Annotated in this window: 15 protein-coding genes and 1 pseudogene; 9 read left to right on the forward strand and 7 right to left on the reverse strand. The window is 72.9% G+C overall.

What is annotated here, in order from left to right:
* Positions 1-166 precede the first annotated feature (166 nt).
* The 3 genes from ONA70_RS24420 to mraZ all read right to left on the reverse strand — a co-directional run bounded on the left by ONA70_RS24420 (position 167) and on the right by mraZ (position 2,487).
* Positions 167-751 (reverse strand): hypothetical protein, encoded by a 585-nt coding sequence (locus ONA70_RS24420; protein WP_265008817.1) that lies wholly within the window; start codon positions 749-751, stop codon positions 167-169.
* On the reverse strand, positions 748-1,851 hold the full coding sequence (rsmH, locus tag ONA70_RS24425) for a 16S rRNA (cytosine(1402)-N(4))-methyltransferase RsmH (RefSeq protein WP_265008831.1): 1,104 nt from the start codon (positions 1,849-1,851) through the stop codon (positions 748-750). Before rsmH ends, ONA70_RS24420 begins: the two co-directional genes overlap by 4 nt.
* Positions 1,852-2,055: 204 nt before the next feature.
* Complete coding sequence (mraZ, locus tag ONA70_RS24430) at positions 2,056-2,487, reverse strand: division/cell wall cluster transcriptional repressor MraZ (RefSeq protein ID WP_265008818.1); 432 nt, start codon at positions 2,485-2,487, stop codon at positions 2,056-2,058.
* Positions 2,488-2,842: 355 nt separating this feature from the next.
* Here mraZ and ONA70_RS24435 point away from each other — a divergent pair, with 355 nt between their 5' ends.
* Genes ONA70_RS24435 through ONA70_RS24450 form a run of 4 tightly spaced genes read left to right on the forward strand, consistent with a single transcriptional unit; the run spans position 2,843 to position 6,245 of the window.
* On the forward strand, positions 2,843-4,090 hold the full coding sequence (locus ONA70_RS24435) for a MurT ligase domain-containing protein (protein ID WP_265008832.1): 1,248 nt from the start codon (positions 2,843-2,845) through the stop codon (positions 4,088-4,090).
* Entirely contained in the window at positions 4,080-4,802 is a 723-nt protein-coding gene (locus ONA70_RS24440) for a type 1 glutamine amidotransferase (protein WP_265008819.1), read from the forward strand. Before ONA70_RS24435 ends, ONA70_RS24440 begins: the two co-directional genes overlap by 11 nt.
* On the forward strand, positions 4,799-5,482 hold the full coding sequence (locus ONA70_RS24445) for a TVP38/TMEM64 family protein (RefSeq protein ID WP_265008820.1): 684 nt from the start codon (positions 4,799-4,801) through the stop codon (positions 5,480-5,482). Before ONA70_RS24440 ends, ONA70_RS24445 begins: the two co-directional genes overlap by 4 nt.
* Before the next feature lies 1 nt (position 5,483).
* Positions 5,484-6,245 (forward strand): aminoglycoside phosphotransferase family protein, encoded by a 762-nt coding sequence (locus ONA70_RS24450; protein ID WP_265008821.1) that lies wholly within the window; start codon positions 5,484-5,486, stop codon positions 6,243-6,245.
* A gap of 757 nt (positions 6,246-7,002) precedes the next feature.
* On the opposite strand, the gene ONA70_RS24455 is transcribed toward ONA70_RS24450, so the two are convergent.
* Entirely contained in the window at positions 7,003-7,227 is a 225-nt protein-coding gene (locus ONA70_RS24455; protein WP_265008822.1) for a winged helix-turn-helix domain-containing protein, read from the reverse strand.
* A 328-nt stretch (positions 7,228-7,555) separates the two neighbouring features.
* Here ONA70_RS24455 and ONA70_RS36720 point away from each other — a divergent pair.
* Both ONA70_RS36720 and ONA70_RS24465 read left to right on the forward strand, forming a co-directional pair.
* Positions 7,556-7,912: pseudogene (locus ONA70_RS36720) on the forward strand (hypothetical protein); the annotation flags it as partial.
* Positions 7,909-8,217, forward strand: coding sequence for a hypothetical protein (locus ONA70_RS24465; protein ID WP_265008824.1), 309 nt, complete (start codon positions 7,909-7,911; stop codon positions 8,215-8,217). The pseudogene ONA70_RS36720 and the gene ONA70_RS24465, both read left to right, overlap by 4 nt.
* A gap of 280 nt (positions 8,218-8,497) precedes the next feature.
* On the opposite strand, the gene leuS is transcribed toward ONA70_RS24465, so the two are convergent.
* A complete protein-coding gene (leuS, locus tag ONA70_RS24470) occupies positions 8,498-11,338 on the reverse strand; it encodes a leucine--tRNA ligase (RefSeq protein WP_265008825.1) in 2,841 nt (946 codons plus the stop codon).
* Between the two features lie 392 nt (positions 11,339-11,730).
* Here leuS and ONA70_RS24475 point away from each other — a divergent pair, with 392 nt between their 5' ends.
* The 3 genes from ONA70_RS24475 to ONA70_RS24485 are packed head-to-tail and all read left to right on the forward strand — an operon-like array spanning position 11,731 to position 16,571.
* Positions 11,731-12,783 carry an AAA family ATPase gene (locus ONA70_RS24475; RefSeq protein WP_265008826.1) on the forward strand — a complete coding sequence of 351 codons (1,053 nt, stop codon included), beginning with the start codon at positions 11,731-11,733 and terminating at the stop codon, positions 12,781-12,783.
* Between the two features lies 1 nt (position 12,784).
* On the forward strand, positions 12,785-14,083 hold the full coding sequence (locus tag ONA70_RS24480) for a DUF58 domain-containing protein (protein WP_265008827.1): 1,299 nt from the start codon (positions 12,785-12,787) through the stop codon (positions 14,081-14,083).
* Positions 14,084-14,099: 16 nt separating this feature from the next.
* Positions 14,100-16,571 (forward strand): transglutaminase TgpA family protein, encoded by a 2,472-nt coding sequence (locus ONA70_RS24485; RefSeq protein WP_265008828.1) that lies wholly within the window; start codon positions 14,100-14,102, stop codon positions 16,569-16,571.
* 298 nt (positions 16,572-16,869) lie between these two features.
* Here ONA70_RS24485 and ONA70_RS24490 read toward each other — a convergent pair whose 3' ends face one another.
* Together ONA70_RS24490 and dinB are read right to left on the reverse strand one after the other, a co-directional pair.
* The gene (locus ONA70_RS24490; protein WP_265008829.1) at positions 16,870-17,262 is read right to left on the reverse strand and encodes a DUF3040 domain-containing protein; all 393 of its coding nucleotides are present in this window, start codon (positions 17,260-17,262) and stop codon (positions 16,870-16,872) included.
* 115 nt (positions 17,263-17,377) lie between these two features.
* A partial coding sequence (dinB, locus tag ONA70_RS24495; RefSeq protein ID WP_265008830.1) for a DNA polymerase IV occupies positions 17,378-18,457 on the reverse strand: 1,080 nt, incomplete at its 5' end.

Raw genomic sequence — 18,457 nt, forward strand, 5'->3', positions numbered from 1 at the left:
CCCGGGCGGGCCCGCCGCCCTCCCGGATGGTCCGCCCGCGCGGCGTGTACGCCCGCGCGTCGGAGATGCCACCGACGCCAGGCTCCCGAGGTTCGCCACCCCGGGACGAGCCGCGCCGGGAGCCCGTGGCGTCCCGGCGCGGATCCTCCGATCTCGGCGGCACCGCTCAGCCTCCGTTGCCCTGCTGGCTGGTGATGGACGGCGCGCCCTCCGCCGGGTGCGGGATGCCGATCGTCTTCCCGTCCGGCAGCCGGATGTACGCCGGGTCGTCCGACTCGACCAGGCCGAGCTTGCGGGCGTTGGCGGTCAGGTTGCCCGGGGCCTTCTGGTCGGCGATCTCCTTCTCCAACTGCTGCTGGTCGACGTCGAGCTTGGCCTGCTGCTGCTGCAGCTTCTCCAGCTTGAACGCGTTCTCGTTGATCTTCGTGTTGACCGCCAGGATGCCGAGCACCCCGCCGACCACCAGCACCACGATCAGCCCGGCGAACGGGGCCCGCGGCACCCGGACCGGCGGCGGCGGGGCGACCCGCAGCCGCGGCGTCGTGGTCTCGGTGGTCCGGGTCCGCTCGGCCGGCCGCAGCGCGGCGCTGCCCTGGGTGAGGAACTCGCGCGCCCCCCGGGCGCGAGCCTCCTCCCGGCGGTCGGCCCCCGCCGTCGTGGTCCGCGTGCTGCGCTGCGCCGTGGTCCGGCCCCCCGACCGCGGTGCGCGCTGCCCGACGGCGTCCCGGCCGTCGCGCTTGTCGATGTTCATGTCCCCTCCCCCTCTTCGTCCGTCCCGTCCCCCGGAGCCGCACCCGGGCCCTCGCCGGACCCCGGTGACCCCGTCCCCGGTTGGTGCATCGCCTTCACCCGGCGGCGGTACCGTTCGCGGTCGGTACGCCCCTGCCGGGCCGCCTCCGGGTCGAGCCGTTCCGCGGCCCGCAGCCGCACCGAGGCGGCGCGCGGGTTGGCCGCGACCTCGGCCTCCCCGGGGAGCTCGGCGCCCCGGCTGAGCAGCCGGAACGTCGGGCCCGACCCGGGCAGTTCGACCGGGAGGTCGACCGGGCCCTTGCTGCGGACCCGGTCGGCGAGCGCCTGCTTGGTGAGCCGGTCCTCCAGCGAGTGGTAGGACAGGACCACCATGCGGCCGCCCACGGTGAGCTTGTCCAGAGCGGCCGGCAGCGCCGTCTCCAGCGCTGCCAGTTCCCTGTTTACCTCGATCCGTAAAGCCTGAAACGTTCTCTTTGCCGGGTGTCCGCCGGTTCGCCGGGCTGGTGCCGGAATGCTCTCCCGGACCAGTTCGGCCAGTCGGGCCGACGAGGTGATCCGAGCGCGCTCGCGCTCCCGGATGATCGCCGAGGCGATCCGCCCGGCGAACTTCTCCTCGCCGTACACCCGCAGCACCCGGGCCAGTTCGGGGTGGGAGTAGGTGTTGACCACCTCCTCGGCGGTCACCCCCCGGGTCTGGTCCATCCGCATGTCCAGCGGCGCGTCCTGCGCGTACGCGAACCCGCGGTCGGGCGCGTCGAGTTGTAGCGACGAGACGCCCAGGTCGAACAGGACCCCGTCGATCGCCGGGTAGCCGAGCCGGTCGAGCACCTCGGGCAACTCGTCGTAGACGGCGTGCTCGAGGTGGATCCGATCGGCGAACCGGGCCAGCCGGGTCCGCGCGTGGGCGAGGGCCTCGGTGTCCCGGTCCAGACCGATCAGCACCGTGTTCGGGTGCGCCTCCAGCACCGCCTCGGCGTGGCCGGCCAGGCCCAGCGTGGCGTCGACGTGGACCGTGCGTCCGGTCCGCCCCAGCGCGGGGGCCAGCAACTCGAGACACCGCTCGAGCAGCACCGGCACGTGCGTGCCGCGTAGCTCCCCCATGTCGACCCCCACTGGTTGAAACCTTCCGTTCGTACCGCGTCCGTCGTCGCCACGACGCCTCGTCATACCGCCAGATCCCCATCCGCTCCCGCCCGCCGGAGGCCGCGGCCCTCCGTATCGGATCGTGCGCCTGGCACCGGGGAAGGGGTGCCAGGAACTCGAAAGCGGCTGGAGATCTCGCAGTACGTCGGGCGCCGTCACGCCCTACAGACCGCCGGGCAGCACCCCCTCCTCGATGTCGGCGAAGTCGTCTTCGCTCTCCGCGAGGTAGGCCTCCCAGGCCGCCTTGTCCCAGATCTCCACCCGGGTGCTCGCGCCGATCACGACCAGGTCCCGGTCGAGCGCGGCGTACGAGCGCAGGTGCGCGGGGATGGTGACCCGCCCCTGCTTGTCCGGAACCTCGTCGTGCGCGCTGGCGAAGAAGACCCGGCTGTAGGCCCGGGCCGTCTTGCTCGTCATCGGTTGCGCGCGCAACTGCTCGGCGATCCGCTGGAACTCGGGCATCGGGAAGACGTAGAGGCAGCGCTCCTGCCCTTTGGTGATCACGACACCCCCCGCCAGCTCATCCCGGAACTTCGCCGGAAGGATCAACCGGCCTTTGTCGTCCAGGCGCGGAGTGTGGGTGCCGAGGAACATCGGCCCAACCCCCTCGCCCTGAGCGGCGTTCGCGGCGCCGCTGACCCCCCGGGCCGGTGTGGCCCTCCCGGCCTCACCATCGCGCCCCACTCTACTCCACTTCCCTCCACCTGCAACCAGAAACGCCCGCGTGGCGCGGCGTTTACGCGCGCAAAAGAGCACGTCAGAGGGGGTGGGGCGGAGTGGAGGGGGACGGCGGGCCCCCGGGCCGGTCCGCTACCCGACATTGATCGACTCCATCCGGCGGAACGCTCGCTGGCCGTCCGCCGGACGCCCTCGGCCGAACGGATCGCCGTCGGCGGCGATCTGGCGGGCCATCCGGTCCGGTAACCTCGCTCGCGTGACGGACGCGAAGATGCCCCTGCGGGCGAAGGTGGCCAGCTCCGTGTCGCGGACCGCCGCGGCGCTGTCGCGGGCCGCGGGCCGTGGCGACGGCTCGGTGATCGGCGGCTGGATCGGCCTCAAGATCGACCCGGACCTGCTGGCCCACCTGTCGGCGGGTCGCGCCATCGCCCTGGTGTCCGGCACCAACGGCAAGACCACCACCACCCGGCTCACCACCGCCGCCGTCGGCGTGCTCGGCCGGGTGGCCACCAACTCCTTCGGCGCCAACATGCCCACCGGCCACACCTCCGCCCTGGCCAAGGCCGGCAGCACCCCGTACGCGGTGCTGGAGGTCGACGAGCACTACCTCGCCCAGGTGCTGGAGGCCACCGAACCGCACGTGGTGGCGCTGCTCAACCTCTCCCGCGACCAGCTCGACCGGGCCAAGGAGGTCGCCATGATGGCGCAGCTCTGGCGCGCGGCGCTGGTCCGGCACCCCGACGTCCGGGTGGTCGCCAACGCCGACGACCCGCTGGTGGTGTGGGCGGCCACCCCGCCGGCCGACCCGGCCCAGGGGCACTTCCCGCCGCACGTCACCTGGTTCAGCGCCGGCCAGCGCTGGCAGGACGACTCCTGGGTCTGCCCGGAGTGCGGCTCCGCCATCCAGCGTTCCGGCGAGCAGTGGTGGTGCAGCGGCTGCCCGCTGCGCCGGCCGCAGCCGCAGTGGACCGTCGAGGACGACGGTGTGCTCGACCCCACCGGCGCCTGGCACAAGGTGCAGCTGCAACTCCCGGGCCGGGTCAACCTGGGTAACGCGGCCACCGCGCTGGCGGTCGCCGCCGAGTTCGGCGTACGGCCGGTCGACGCGGTCTCCCGGCTCGGCGCGGTCAGCTCGGTCGCCGGCCGCTACGCCCAGGTCGACCGGGACGGGCGCAACATCCGGCTACTGCTGGCCAAGAACCCGGCCAGCTGGCTGGAGGCGTTCGACATGGCCGACCTGGCGCCCACGCTGCTCTCCATCAACGCGCGGGACCCCGACGGGCTGGACACCTCCTGGCTCTTCGACGTCGACTTCGCCCCGCTGCGCGGCCGGCAGGTGCTGATCACCGGCGACCGGGCGTACGACCTGGCCGTCCGGCTCGACGTCAACGGCGTGCCGTTCCAGCACGTCCGGAGCTTCGACGAGGCGATCCGGGCGGTGCCCCCGGGCCGCCTGGAGGTCATCGCCAACTACACCGCCTTCCAGGACATCCGAGCGGAGCTGGACCGTGTCAACTGAGAGCCTGCGCATCGTCTGGATCTACCCCGACCTGCTCTCCACCTACGGCGACCGGGGCAACATGCTGATCCTGGCCCGCCGGGCCCAGCTGCGCGGCATGCCGGTCGAGGTGCTGGAGGTCCGCTCCGACCAGAGGCTGCCGGCCACCGCCGACATCTACCTGATCGGCGGCGGCGAGGACGGCCCGCAGGCACTGGGCGCGCAGCGGCTGATGGCCGACGGCGGCCTGCATCGGGCGGTGGCGCAGGGCTCGGTGGTGTTCGGCGTCTGCGCCGGCTACCAACTCCTCGGCACCTCCTTCTTCGCGAAGGGCACCCGGTGCGCCGGGCTGGAGCTGCTGGACATCGCCTCCGACCGGGGGCCCACCCGGGCGGTCGGCGAGCTGGCCGGCGAGGTCGACGCGCGGCTGGGCATTCCCTACCTGACCGGCTTCGAGAACCACGGCGGGCGGACCCACCTGGGCCCGGGGGTGTCGCCGCTGGCTCGGGTGACCGCGGGCGTGGGCAACGACGGGGCGACCGAGGGCGCGTGGCGGGGCAAGCTGCTGGGCACCTACTCGCACGGCCCGGCGCTGGCCCGCAACCCGGCCCTGGCCGACCTGCTGCTGCGCTGGGCGACCGGCATCCACCAGCTTCCCGCGCTCGACGACACCTGGGCCGAGCGGCTCCGGTCCGAGCGCCGCGCCGCGGTGGCCGCCGCCGTCCGGGCATGACCGCGACCGCGCGGCGGCTGCTCCGGCAGCCGTCGGCGCGCCGGTTCGCGCTGCTGCTGGTGCTCCTCGCCGGGTTCGGGGTGGCGTTGCTGCTGCTCCCCCGGCCCGACCCGGCCGAGCTGCCCCGGCTCGCGCACTCCCTCGGCGGGTACGCCCCGGTCGTGGCGATCGTGGCCGGGGCGCTGCTGCTGGTGGCGCTGGTGCCGCGGACCTTCGTCACGCTGGCCGCGGGAGCGATCTTCGGGCCGCTGCCGGGCGCCGGGTACTCCCTGGGCGCCGCATTGCTCGCCGCGGCGGTCGGCTTCGCCGTCGGTCGCCTGCTCGGGCGGGACTTCGTCGCCGAACGGGTGCGCGGCCGGCTGGCCCGGCTGGACGGCTGGTTCGCCCGGCAGAGCGTCTTCGGCGTGATCACCGTACGGCTGCTGCCGATCGCCGGGTTCGGCCTGGTCAGCTACGGCTACGGCACCACCGGGGCGCGGATGCTGCCGTTCCTGGCCGGCAGCCTGATCGCCGCCATCCCCACTGCCGTCGGTTACGCGGCGCTCGGCGCGGCGGTCAGCTCCCCCGGCGGCGTCAACTGGTACGCCGCCGCCCCGGCCAGCCTGGGCCTGATCGCCAGCGTCGTGATCGTCCACCGCTGGTGGCGCGCCGAGCGGCAGCGCCGGCTGGTGGCGGGCTGAGATGACCGCCGAGCAGCTGCTGCCGGGCGGCTTCATCGCCGAAGTGGTCCGGGTCGGCGACACTGTGCGCCGCACGCCCCCGACGAACCTCGACTTCGTGGCGACCCTGCTGGGGCACCTGGCGATCACCACCCCCGGGCTGGCACCCCGACACCTCGGCTTGGACGAGCGCGGGCGGCAGGTGCTCACCCACCTCGATGGGCGGGTGCCCTGGCGGGAACGGGAGGACCCGTCCTTCTTCTCCGACGCGGCTCTGGCCCGGCTGGCCGGGATGGTCCGTGCCGTGCACGACGCCTGCGCCGGCGGCGAGCTGGCCGGCGGCGCGGAGACCGTCTGCCACCGCGACCTGTCCCCGAAAAACACGGTCTACCGCGACTCCCCGTCGGGACTGCTGCCGGTCGCCTTCCTCGACTGGGACCTGGCCGCGCCGGGCCGGCGGATCGAGGACGTGGCGTTCGCCAGCTGGCACTGGGCCGAGTTGGGCGACGGCGCGGACCCGGCGGAGCTGGGCCGCCGCTGCCGGCTGCTCTGCGACGCCTACGACATGGCGGCCCTCGGCCCACCGCTCCCCCGCGGCGAACTGCTCGACGTCATGCTCGAGCAGATCGAGGGCACCTGGCGCGGCATCGACGCCGGTGCCGACCGCGACGAACCGGGCATGCGCCGGCTCCGCGCGGCCGGCGCGGTCGACGGGGTACGCGGCTGGCAGGAGTGGCTGCTCCGGCACCGCCCGACAGTGGAGACGGCGCTGGGCACCCACTGAGGTGGGCCGTCCCCGGCCGCCGCCTGGGGCACAAGTGCTGCGAGCCCCTTTCGAGCTGATGTCGAAAACGACTCAGCCGCGGGCCGGCCCGGCTGACGAACGCAGCGGGAGAGCGCTTCGTTCACACCGAAGGCGTCGGCCGACTTGGCGTCGAGGCGATAGTGAGCATCAGAGGTTGTCACTCCAGGTCGGCCCCGACGGGCAATGGATGCAGCCACCGAGACGACAAACGTCGATCAAGCCACGATGGCGCTGCCCGGTCCCGGGGCAATCCGGTTCCGCGCACGTGCTGGTGTCATCCTCATGCAGCAGCACGGTCCCCTCGCACTGCACAGGAATTGGGGACCCGTCGGCCATGCGGCCCACTCCATGGCTCCTTCTTTGGGGCGGCGCTATGCACAGTCTCCCAGCGCTACGCCATGCCCGCCCCCTGCCCGGCGTCAACGAGGACCAGGTCTAGGCCGCCGTTGGCTAGTGTGCTGGCATGCTAGCCATGGGAAACGGGCGCGCTGGCATCAAGCACCGCATGGTCAAGCAGTGTCCGAACCGCCCAGAGCACCAGTTCCTCTGGGCTCCGGCACTCGGCTCCTGCCCGTACTGCACACTGAGTGACGCAGAGCGGTCGCGAAGCTCCTCCGACGGGGCCGTCCGCTGTCCGCCCGACTGCTGCCCTGACGCTTCTTCCACAAGGTGACAGTGGGCCGGGAAGGGCGGTTGGAGCGCCGGCCCTGAAGCGGTTCCGGCTGGTCTGCCTTGCCTACCGCGGTTGCTGGTTCGTGACGTACACGCCCTTGCCCTGCCTGCCGTCGATCAGCCCTTCTGCCTTGAGGAGGAGCATGGCGGCCCGGATGACGGTGTTGCTGACCTCGTAGTGCTCGCACAGGGCAGCGAAGGATGGCAGCTTGTCGCCCGGCTTCAACTGGCCGGAGCTGATCTGCTCGCGGATATCCCTGGCGACCTGTAGGTATGCAGCTTCAGACATCGGTGGTGCTCCCAGCTTGGCGGCTGGTGCAAGCAGATCACACCGTAGGCCCAACTCACAACGCTATGTGTCATAGGCGTTGACTCTGCGCACGTTGCGTCCTAAGTTGCTTGTGGGGCTACCCAGCTTGGCGGCCGGGTGTCCTGCCGTGGGTGCTCCGTCTCTGAAGAGCGTGGCCGGGTGCCCACGGCTCCGTCAGGGCGACGGCGGGAGGCGTTGTGACCAGACGGGGAGATGCAACTGGTTGGACTGCTGATGCAGGCCGCGCTCGGAACGCTGGCCAGATTCAGCCATCAGCCGGCGATGAGGCAGTGACCGGCAATCGACGGCGGGTCTCCTACGACGAGTACATCCTGGCAGTCGCGCTGACCCTCGCGCGCCGGCATCGGCCGGTCTGGTGTTGGCGACGGTGGCGGCGAGTCTGCCGGTGCGGAGCCGAGTTGCCGTGTCACGCCCGGCATCGGATTCCGATCAATCGTGGCCACTGGCCGACGGAGGGGGAGTAGTGAACGACGGGCAGGTGCAGGCGATCCTCGCGGTGCACGTACGTGGGCTCGACGGCATGTGCGCCGGTTGCCGAGCCTGGTGGTCGCGGCTGGCGCCGTACCCGTGCTGGCAGGTGGAGTGGGCGACCAGCCGGCAGGCCCGGACGATCACTGCCCGGTTCCTGGAGGGTGTGCGGTGACCACCCACGGCCCGGTCATGCCGATCTGGAGCTGCGGAGGCTGCGACCTGCCCTGGCCCTGCCCGACGCGGAAGCGGGAGCTGCGGGCGGAGTATGCGGACGCTCCGGTGTCGCTGGCCCTCTACCTCGGCAGCTATCTCGTCCAGGCGACCGAGGACATGCCCTGGACGCCGGCCGGCGTGCTGCACCGCCGCTTTCTCGGATGGGTCAGGGATGCCGACCGGCCCACGCCAGCAGTACAGCAGCGAAGTACAGCAACAGTGCCAGCCGAACCGGGCCGAGAAGCGCGCCAGCAGGCCGTCTGACCTCGCACCAAGCCCGATCCGACCCGCTCGCCGAGAGTTCACACCGAAGAGGTCACTGGTTCACAGCCCGGCCAGGCCCGAACGGCCGTGGCGGCAATCCGCCACCGGCGGCCGTCCGCACGGCCGAATCGTTTGCGACATCAGCTCGAAAGGCAGACGAAGGACCAGTGCCGGGCGCACAAAACCGCTCGACGCTCGTTCATGGAAAGAGTGGCCATCCGGCGCGGAGTGGCCACTCTTTCCGGGAAACTGCGCGCTCGACGGCGGCGCGCGGGTCCCGTCAGGCGACGACCGAGACCATGCGGCCCTTCACCACGATGACCTTGCGGGGCTCCTTGCCGCCCAGCGAGCCGGCGACCGCCTCCAGCGCGGCCGCCCGGACGGCGTCCTCGGCGGCGTCGGCGGCCACCTCGATCCGGCCCCGCACCTTGCCGTTGACCTGCACCGGGTAGGTGACGGTCTCGGCGACCAGCAGCGCCGGATCGGCGGTCGGGAAGTCGACGTACGCCAGGGTGCTGTCGTGGCCCAGCCGCCGCCACAGTTCCTCGGCGATGTGCGGGGCGAACGGCGCCACCATCAGCACCAGCGGCTCGGCCACCTCGCGCGGGGTCTCCGCCAGCCGGGTCAGCCCGTTGGTCAGCTCGATCAGCTTGGCGATCGCGGTGTTGAACCGGATCCCCTCCATGTCGCCGCGAACCCCGTCGATGACCTTGTGCAGCAGCCGCCGGGTCGCCTCGTCGGCCGGCGCGTCGGTGACCCGCAGCTCGCCGGTCTGCTCGTCGACGACGGTCCGCCAGACCCGCTGCAGGAACCGGTACGACCCGACCACCGCCCGGGTCTCCCACGGGCGAGACACCTCCAGCGGGCCCATCGACATCTCGTACACCCGGAAGGTGTCCGCGCCGTACGCCGCACACATCTCGTCCGGGGTGACGACGTTCTTCAGCGACTTGCCCATCTTGCCGTACTCGCGCCGGACCTCGGTCTCGCCGTGGAAGTACCGGCCGTCGACCTCGACGACCTCCTGAGCCGGCACGTACGTGCCCCGGGGATCGGTGAACGCGTACGCCTGGATCATGCCCTGGTTGAACAGCCGACGGAACGGCTCGAACGACGAGACGTAGCCCAGGTCGTACAGCACCTTGTGCCAGAAGCGGGCGTACAGCAGGTGCAGCACGGCGTGCTCCTGGCCGCCGACGTACAGGTCGGTGCCACCGCAGTCGCCGGGCTGCTGCGGCCCCATCCAGTACGCCTCGTTCTCCGGGGCGACGAAGCGCGCGGAGTTGGTCGGGTCCAGGTAGCGCAGCTCGTACCAGCAGGAGCCGGCCCACTGCGGCATCACGTTGGTCTCCCGGGTGTAGCGCTTGGGCCCGTCACCCAGGTCCAGCTCCACCTCCACCCAGTCGCGCCGGCGGGACAGCGGGGTCTCCGGGTTGCTGTCGGCGTCCTGCGGGTCGAACGTCTTCGGCGAGAAGTCGTCCACCTCGGGCAGCTCGACCGGCAGCATCGACTCGGGCAGCGCGATCGGCGCCCCGGTGGAGTCGTACACGATCGGGAACGGCTCACCCCAGTAGCGCTGCCGGGAGAACAGCCAGTCCCGCAGCCGCCAGGTCACCGCGCCGGCGCCGTGCCCGTTGGCCTCCAGCCACTCGATGATCCGGGCCTTGGCGTCGGCCACGCCCAGGCCGTTCAGGTCCACGCCGCGGTCGGGCGCGGCGCTGTTGACCGCCGGGCCGTCCCCGGTGTACGCCTTGCCGTCGAAGCCCGCCGGCGGCTGCACGGTCCGCACGATCGGCAGGTCGAAGACCTCGGCGAAGTCCCAGTCCCGCTCGTCCTGGGCGGGCACCGCCATGATCGCGCCGGTGCCGTAGCCGGCCAGCACGTAGTCGGCGATGAAGATCGGGACACGCCCGCCGGTGACCGGGTTGGTGGCGTACGCGCCGACGAAGACGCCGGTCTTCTCCTTGGTCTCCGCCTGCCGCTCCACGTCCGTCTTGGCCGCGGCGGCCTTCCGGTACGCCTCGACGGCGGCCCGCGGGCTGGCGTGCCCGCCGGTCCAGGCCTCCTTCGTCCCCTCCGGCCAGGCCGCCGGCACCAGCACGTCGACCAGCTCGTGCTCGGGGGCCAGCACCATGTAGGTGGCCCCGAAGACCGTGTCCGGCCGGGTCGTGAACACCCGCACCGGGCCCTGGTCGGTCGGGAAGTCGATGTGCGCGCCGGTCGACTTGCCGATCCAGTTGCGCTGCATCATCTTGATCGGCTCGGGCCAGTCCAGGGTGTCCAGGTCCGCCAGCAGCCGGTCCCCGTACGCGGTGATCCGCATCATCCACTGCTTCAGGTTCCGCTTGAAGACCGGGAAGTTGCCGCGCTCGGAGCGGCCGTCGGCGGTGACCTCCTCGTTGGCCAGCACGGTGCCCAGCCCCGGGCACCAGTTCACCGGCGCCTCCGACACGTACGCCAGCCGGTGGTCGTCGACGACCTTCCGCCGCTCGACCACGGTCAGCTCGGCCCACGGCCGGCCGTCCGGGGTGGGCCGGGTGCCCCCCTCGAACTCCGCGATCAGCTCGGCGACCGGCCGGGCCCGGCCGGCCCGCGGGTCGTACCAGGAGTTGAAGACCTGCAGGAAGATCCACTGCGTCCAGCGGTAGAAGTCGGTGTCGATGGTGGCCACCGAGCGCCGCTCGTCGTGGGCCAGGCCCAGCCGGCGCAGCTGCGCCTTGTACCGCTCGATGTTCGCCTCGGTGGTGGTCCGGGGGTGGGTGCCGGTCTGCACCGCGTACTGCTCGGCCGGCAGGCCGAACGCGTCGAAGCCCATCGCGTGCAGCACGTTGCGCCCGGCCATCCGCTGGTAGCGCGCGTAGCAGTCGGTGCCGATGTAGCCCAGCGGGTGGCCGACGTGCAGGCCGGCGCCCGACGGGTAGGGGAACATGTCCAGCACGTACAGCTTCTCGGCGCCCGCCCGGGGGTGGTCCGGGTCGGCCAGCGGGCCGGTCGGGTTCGGCGCGTGGAAGGTGCCCTCCCGCTCCCAGGTGTCCTGCCAGCGGTGCTCGATCTCCTCGGCCATGGCCGCGGTGTACCGGAACGGGGGGATGTCGGTCGCCGGTGCGGCTGCCTCACTCATGGCGTCTCCTCGGCGCGGGTCATGTCGGATATGGGGAGGTCTGCTGCGGGCACAAAAAAGCCCCTCGCGCAGGAGGGGCGGCCGTGCTGTCGCGCGTTCAGCGCATCAGCACGGCTCGGTAAGAAGCAGGAAGACTCCGGCCATGCCGGCAGTGTACCCCGCCCACCGGCGGGCCAGCTCGCCCGCACCACAGGTCGGGACGTTCCCCCGGTCCGGCGAATATTTCGGGCGTAACCGACCGACGGGCTGCGGGGGTCGGCGACAACGACAAACATGGTTAGCCTGAGAGGCCACTGAGATTTCTGCGGCAGACGAGGCTCGGCGTCGCGAACCCAACGGCGGGTCCAGGTGCTCTATTCAGAGCTGCCGTCCAGGCGACGAGGAGGAGGCCCGTGACACAACAGACCTGGGACGAGGTGGGCGGTCTGCTGCCGCACGACGAGTTCCGCGCCGCCAGCGAGGCCATCGTGGCCAACATCGAGCAGGTCATCGAGGGCAAGACGGCCACCGTACGGCTCGCCCTGGCCGTGCTGCTCGCCGAGGGCCACCTGCTCATCGAGGACGTGCCCGGCGTCGGCAAGACCAAACTCGCCAAGGCCCTCGCGCGCTCGATCGACTGCTCGGTGCGCCGGATCCAGTTCACCCCCGACCTGCTGCCCAGCGACGTCACCGGGGTCAGTGTCTACAACCAGGAGACCCACGACTTCGAGTTCCGGCCGGGCGCGGTCTTCGCCAACCTGGTGGTCGGCGACGAGATCAACCGGGCCTCGCCGAAGACCCAGTCGGCGCTGTTGGAGTGCATGGAGGAGCGGCAGGTCACCGTCGACGGGGTGACCTACCAGCTGCAGACCCCGTTCATGGTGATCGCGACGCAGAACCCGATCGAGATGGAGGGGACGTACCCGCTGCCGGAGGCGCAGCGCGACCGGTTCACCGCCCGGATCGCGATGGGCTACCCGGACGCGGGCGCCGAGCTGGCCATGCTGGACGGGCACGGGGCCGCCGACCCGCTGAACGAGCTGCGGCCGGTCTCCGACGCGGCCACCGTCCGCCGGCTCATCGGACACGTCCGCCAGGTGCACGTCGCCGACGCGGTCAAGCAGTACGCGGTCGACCTGGTCACCGCCACCCGCGAGGCGACCGACCTGCGGCTCGGCGCGTCCCCGCGGGCCACCCTCCAGCTGCTGCGCACCGCCCGCGCGGTGGCCGCCCTGGAGGGCCGGGACTACGTCCTCCCGGACGACCTGCAGGTGCTCGCGGTGCCGGTGCTGGCGCACCGGATCATCCCGACCGCCGACGCCCAGCTCGCCCGCCGCACCACCGACGCGATCGTGGCCGAGCTGGTGCACCGGCTGCCGCTGCCGCACGACCGGAAGCGCTCGCCGTACGACACCCGGCCCGCCCCGGGCAACGGCCGCGGGCCGTACGAACCACGGAGGCCGTGAGGTGCGCGACGGGCTGCGCGGACTGACCACCCGCGGCCGCTCCTTCCTGGCGGCCGCGTTCGCCGCCGCGATCTCCGCCGCGATCCTCGGCGAGAAGGACCTGCTCCGGGTGGCCGTCCTGCTCGCCATCCTGCCCCTGCTCGCGGCGGCCTACGTCGGGCGCAGCCGGTACAAGGTCGCCTGCAACCGGTCGCTCGAACCGCACCGGGTGCCGGTGGGGGCCAGCTCCCGGGTGGTGCTGCGGCTGCAGAACCTCTCCCGCCTGCCGACCGGCACCCTGCTGCTCGAGGACCGGCTGCCGTACGCGCTGGGCAGCCGGCCGCGGGTGGTGCTGGAGCGGCTCGGCGCGCACCAGGCCAGCTCGGTCGCGTACACCGTCCGGGCCGACGTGCGCGGCCGGTACGAGGTGGGCCCGCTGGTGGTCCGGCTGACCGACCCGTTCGGGCTCTGTGAGCTCAGCCGGGCCTTCCCCAGCACCGACCACCTCACGGTGATCCCGCAGGTCACCCCGCTGCCCGCGGTCCGCCTCCCCGGCGAGTACGCGGGCAGCGGCGACAGCCGGGCCCGCTCGGTCGCGGTACACGGCGAGGACGACGCCGCCACCCGGGAGTACCGGATGGGCGACGACCTGCGCCGGGTGCACTGGAAGTCGACCGCCCGCACCGGCGAGCTGATGGTGCGCCGGGAGGAGCAGCCCTGGGAGAGCCGGGCCACGGTCGTGCTGGACACCCGGGCCTTCGGTCATCGGGGCGACGGCCCGACGGCGAGCTTCGAGTGGGCGGTCTCGGCCGCCGCGAGCATCGCGGTGCACCTGCGCCAGGCCGGATACAAGCTGCGCCTGGTCACCGGCGACGGCACGGACGTGGACGCCACCGAGGCGGGCGGCGAGGGCCTGCTCCTGGACCACCTCGCCCAGGTGCACCTGGACAAGCGCGGTGAGATCACCTCGCTGGTGCAGCAGGTCCGGCAGCGGGCCGACGGCGGCCTGATCATCGCGCTGTTCGGCACGCTCGGCACCGCCGAGGCGGAGCTGCTGGCCGGCCTGCGCGGCAACGGCGCCACCTGCGTCGGCTTCCTGCTGGACAGCACCACCTGGCTCAACCTCCCGGCGAAGGCCCGGGCCGAGGCGGAGCACGCACACGGCACCGCCGCGCTCGCGCTGTTGCAGAGCGGCTGGCGGGTGATCGGCGTGGCGCACGGCAACCGGCTGCCGGTGCTCTGGCCGCAGGCGGCCCGCGGCTCGCAGGGCTTCGCGCTGCGGGCGGCGCTGGCCGAGACCGTCGCCGGAGGCATGCGATGACCGGAAGGGTGGACCCGTGACCGCGCACCGCAACCTCGGTTTCGTCGCCGCCGCATCGACCCTGCTGGCCGCGGCGCCGCTGTCGGCGATCTTCCAGCGCTGGACGTGGTTGGTCCAGGCGGCCATCGTGGTCGCCGTGGTGGCCGGCGCCGCCGCGCTGAGCCGGCTGGGTCGTGCCCCGCTGTGGGGCCAGATCCTCGCCATGCTGGCCGGCCTCACGCTCGGCCTGACCTGGATCTTCCCGGGCGGCACCGAGCTGCTCGCGTTCGTGCCGACGCCGGCGACCTTCGCCCACTTCGCCGAGCTGCTCGGCGACTCGGTGCAGGACATGCGCTCGTACGGCGTGCAGGTGCCGGACGTCGACTCGCTGCTCTTCCTCGCCGTGCTCGGCGTCGGCACCGTCGCCGTGGTGGTGGACGTGCTGACCGTCGGGCTGCGTCGGCCGGCGCTGGCCGGCCTGCCCATGCTGGCGATCTACTCGGTGCCGGTGGCGGTCTACGTGGACAGCGTCCCCGCCACCCCGTTCATCGTGGGCGCCTGCGGCTACCTGTGGCTGCTGGTCACCGACAATGTCGACCGGGTCCGCCGGTTCGGCCGCCGGTTCACCGGCGAGGGCCGGGACGTGGACGTCTGGGAGGCGTCGCCGCTGGCCGCGGCCGGCCGCCGGCTGGCCGTGGTCGGGGTGGCCCTCGCCGTGGCGTTGCCGCTGGCCGTGCCGGGGATGACCGGCGGGCTGATGAACGCGGTCGCCGACGGCACCGGCGACGGCACCGGGCGGCCGGGGCAGGGCGGCAGCCCGGGCCGGATCGACCTGTTCGCCGCGCTCAGTGGCCAGCTCAACCAGTCCGAGGTGACCGAGCTGGTCAAGGTGAGCACCAACGAGTCGGCTCCGTTCTACCTGCGCTTCGGGGTGGCCGACGACCTGAACCCGGCCGGCTTCCGGGTCCGCGTACCGACCGGCCGGTCGGTGACCCGGAACCTGCCGGACCCGACCGAGCGCGGCGGGCGGGGCGTCGACCAGCAGCGCTACCGGGCCACCGTCGAGGTGACGAAGAACCTCACCATGCCGCTGCTGCCGGTCTACGCGGAGCCGGTGAAGACGGAAGACCTCAACGGCAACTGGCTCTACGACCCGAACCTGCAGATCGTCTTCTCCAACCGGGAGAACTCCCGGGGGAAGCGCTACGCGTTCGACTACGTCCGCTCGACGTACAGCCTGGGGGTGCTGCGCGCGGCGCCGTCGCTGCCGGCCGACGACCCGGTGCTGCGCCAGCAGACGCGCACGCCGTCGGTGCCGGCGGTCGACACGCTGGTCGCCCAGCTCGTCAAGGGTCGGCAGAACGACTACGACAAGGTCCGGGCGATCTACGACTACTTCTCGGTGGAGAACGGCTTCACGTACTCGCTCTCCACCAGGGGCGGCACCAGCGGCGACGACATCACCGACTTCCTCGCCACCAAGGTCGGCTTCTGTCAGCAGTACGCCGCGGCGATGGCCTGGCTGGTCCGGGCCGCCGGCATCCCGGCCCGGGTGGCGTTCGGCTTCACCAACGGCAGCAACTCGAACGGCCGCACGTACGTGCTGACCAACCGGAACCTGCACGCGTGGACCGAGGTCTACTTCGGTGGGATCGGCTGGGTGCCGTTCGACGCCACCCCGGCGGCGGCCATCCAGGGTTCGGTCCGGTCGTCCTGGGCGCCGGACACCAACGCACTGGAGGAGACTCCCTCGGCGCCCGGGGTCAACCCCTCCGCGGGTCCGATCGACTCGTCGACCGGCCCGAACGCGAAGGACCCGCACGAGAAGGACGCCGATCAGGGGCTCAGCGTCGGCGCGAACGACCCGACCCGGCAGTCTCCGGTCTGGCCGTGGTGGCTCGGCGGCGCGGTGCTCGCGCTGCTGGTGCTGCTGGCCGTGCCGGCGGCGCGCCGGTCGGCGCTGCGCCGTCGCCGGCGGGCCCGGGCGCTCACCCCGGCGGCCACGGTGCTGAGCGCCGTTCCCGGTCCCCGGGGCGGCGCCCGGGATGTCACGGTCGGGGTGGACGCCGAGCGGGCCCGGGCGGACGCGCACGCCGCCTGGGACGAACTGCTCGACACCCTGATCGACTACCAGGTACGCGTCGACCGGACGGAGACCCCGCGGGCCACCGCCGAGCGGCTGGTCCGGGAGAGCCTCGCCGAGGACACCGGGGCGATGACCGGGGTGCGGCTGCTCGGCCGGGCCGAGGAGCGGGCCCGCTACGCCCGCGACCCGCTCACCGGCGAGGCGCTGCACCCGGCCCTGCGGTCGGTACGCACGACGCTGGCCGCCCGGGCCGACCGGCGTACCCGGATCATGGCGGCGCTGCTGCCGCCGTCGGTGCTGCTGCGCTGGCGTACGGCGGTGGCGGACCGGTCCAGCCGGCTGGTCACCACCACCGGGCGAGTGCGCGACCGGCTGCTGCGCTGGAATCCGCGCCGCCTCCTGGCGGGCCGCCCGGCCCGCTGACGGTCCGCCCGTCCGTCGGCGCTCCCCCGCCGACGGATGGGCGGACACCCATCGCATCGGCCGCGCGGCCCGGGCACGGTCGGCGGTCGGGGTACGCGAAATCGCGCTCGATCCTGGTTCGAGTGGCATCCGGCGTGCTCCGATGCCACTACTTCTGATCGAACGCGATCTTGCCGCAGAGCGAGGGGTCAGGGGCCGGAGAGGTTCGGGTCGGTACGGGGGCGAGCGCGGCGCAGCGCCGGCCCGCCGGTGGCGCAGCCGGCGTGCGCGGGCCGGTGCCGTCAGAGGTGGGACGTGGTCAGCGGTGCCCCTCCGGGCGCTGCCGCCAGCGGTCCTCCATCCGGTCGAGGAAGGAGCCCCGCCGGCCGGTCCGGCCGCGGGTCCGACGGCTGGTCGTGCCGCCCACCACGTGCAGGTCGGGCGACTGGGAGCGGCGATGCGACTGCACCGCGTAACCCAGTGAGGCCAGCATGACGACGAAGCCCGCCACGGCCACCGGGGTCGTCTTGATCACGGCACCGTAGATCAGCAGGGCCAGACCAACGATGACCACGCCGGCAGCGACGAGCACGCGACGCCGCGCGTGGAAACGCGGGTCGCTGGCGCGCACGGCCGAGGCGAACTTGGGGTCCTCGGCAAGCGACCGCTCGATCTGCTCGAACAGCCGCTGCTCGTGCTCCGAGAGCGGCACGGCACTCCTCCCCGGTCACGTGAGTCGGCCCGGTCGGGCCGACAGACCGTGGCAGCCAACCGGCTGCTTGCCGTCAAGTCTACGAGGGGCCCCGCGCGTCGGAAAGCGGGACGACCTACGGCCGGGTCGGTTTTTCGACTCGTCGTGGATCACGCTTCCCGAGAAGACTGGCCGGACCTATGACGGACCGCCCGAATCGGGCAGCCGCGGCGTCCGCCGCCGCCTCCGCCTCCCGCCAGCCGCGCTCCGGCTCGCCCAGGGTGAGCTGGCGCGGCGTCTCCTCCGCGGCGGCCAGCCCCTCCACGCGTACGCCGACCAGGCGGACCGGCTCGCCGGGGGCGAGCGCGGTCCACAGCGCCCAGGACGTGTCGAACATCTCCCGGGCGGTGTCGGTGGGCACGGAGAGCGTGCGGGACCGGTTGACGGTGCGGAAGTCGGCGAGCCGGACCTTGAGCGACACGGTCCGCCCGACCTGCCCGGCCGCGCGCAGCCGGGCGCCGACCTTCTCGGCGAGGGCCAGCAGGGTCCGACGGATCTCCAGCGGGTCGGTCACGTCGACGTCGAAGGTCACCTCCGCCCCGATCGACTTCTCCACCTGCTCCGGGGAGACCCGGCGCGGGTCCCGCCCCCAGGCCAGCTCGTGCAGGTGGGTCGCGGCGGCCTCGCCGACCGCCCGGCGGAGCAGGCCGAACGGCGCCTCGGCCAGCGCCCCGACGGTGTGCAGACCGAGCCGGCGCAGCGCCTCGGCGGAGCGCTCCCCCACCCCCCAGAGCGCGTCGACCGGCAACGGGTGCAGGAACTCGATCACCCGGGCGGCGGGCACCACCAGCAGGCCGTCGGGCTTGGCCCGGGTGGAGCCCAGCTTGGCCACGAACTTGCTCGCCGCCACCCCGACCGAGCAGGTCAGATCCTGCTCCTCGGCAACCCGGCGGCGGATCAGCCGGGCGATCTCCGCGGGCCGGCCGAACAGCTTGCGGGCCCCGGCCACGTCGAGGAACGCCTCGTCCAGGGAGAGCGGCTCGACCAGCGGGGTGACGTCCCGGAAGATCCGCATGACCGCCCGGGAGGCCGCCGAGTACTGGGTGAAATCCGGCGGCAGATAGACCGCGTGCGGGCAGAGGGCCCGGGCCCGGGCGGTGGGCATGGCGCTGCGGACGCCGTACCGGCGGGCCTCGTAGCTGGCCGAGCTGACCAC

Origin of the sequence: Micromonospora yasonensis (genome assembly GCF_026013475.1) — a bacterium.
Classification (GTDB): domain Bacteria; phylum Actinomycetota; class Actinomycetes; order Mycobacteriales; family Micromonosporaceae; genus Micromonospora; species Micromonospora yasonensis.